The 630-nt window shown below is 36.5% G+C and carries 1 pseudogene; it reads left to right on the top strand.

The features are described 5' to 3' along the window. Positions 1–80: 80 nt before the first annotated feature. A pseudogene (locus AC1DG9_RS27580) lies at positions 81–630 on the top strand (tetratricopeptide repeat-containing sensor histidine kinase); the annotation flags it as partial.

The raw sequence follows: 630 nt of genomic DNA, 5'->3' as shown, positions 1-630 counted from the left end.
CAGTAACCCCTCTTGTTCGTTTTCTGTTTTGTGGTGCCTTGATATTCTGTGCATGCAGAAATGAAGAAAATACTTCTAAAATGCAGAAAAAAAATATGCATAGGAGCAATCCTGAAAAGGATTATCTGGAAGCAGTTATAGCGATGGATACCCTATCAACTGAGACCTACAAAAGAGTAATTGATAAGCATGACAGTCTTTTTAAGATTTATAACAATCCAGTTGACCCCTATCTTCATTATTTCAAAGGGAGAAAGTATCTGTTAGAAAAGAAAAGAGACAGTGCGATTGCGGAGTATCAGAAGATGAAAAGCAAAAGGCTCAATGACACGATAGAACTATTGAAGACTTACAGTATTCTAAGTCAGAGCTTTGGAGATGGACTATTGGTAGAATCAGGAGTAATGGAAAAAATAATTTCCGCTATGGAAGTTGCAGAACGGACTCATAGCCCTATTACTTACCGATTTTACGATTTGCTGGCCAAAGCTTATTTTCAAAACCAGAATGAGAAAGCATCGTTCAAATACTCGGGGCTGTATTATGAAAATCATCCATATAAAACTCATTCAGTTGTTAAACAACGTTACTATGATATTTCTTTTCTGCTGGCATCTCGATTAGGAGATG

The organism is Pedobacter sp. 05L430 (assembly GCF_056397585.1).
The sequence above is the reverse complement of the archived record's forward strand: the minus strand, read 5'-3'. Positions and strand labels throughout refer to the sequence as shown.